The sequence below is a fragment of the Brevibacillus reuszeri genome, assembly GCF_002897295.1.
GTDB lineage: Bacteria > Bacillota > Bacilli > Brevibacillales > Brevibacillaceae > Brevibacillus > Brevibacillus reuszeri_A.
Genome location: NZ_BEXF01000167.1, coordinates 1 through 244 on the forward strand (window position 1 = coordinate 1; position 244 = coordinate 244).

The window sequence follows — 244 nt, forward strand, 5'->3', positions numbered from 1 at the left end:
AGAAAACCAAAAATATTCAAATGGTGGGCCTAGGCTGACTCGAACAGCCGACCTCACGCTTATCAGGCGTGCGCTCTAACCAACTGAGCTATAGGCCCGCAAAGGAGAAATACTCCTTCAAAACTGAGCAGCGAATGTGCGTTAATCGTCGTATCTCCATAGAAAGGAGGTGATCCATCCGCACCTTCCGGTACGGATACCTTGTTACGACTTCACCCCAGTCATCTACCCCACCTTCGGCGGC

Annotated in this window: 1 tRNA gene and 1 rRNA gene; both read right to left on the reverse strand. The window is 51.2% G+C overall.

Features of this window, described 5'->3' with window-relative positions:
* Window positions 1–21: 21 nt before the first annotated feature.
* Window positions 22–98, reverse strand: a tRNA-Ile gene (locus C3B52_RS36035).
* A gap of 64 nt (window positions 99–162) precedes the next feature.
* Window positions 163–244, reverse strand: a 16S ribosomal RNA gene (locus C3B52_RS36040); the annotation flags it as partial.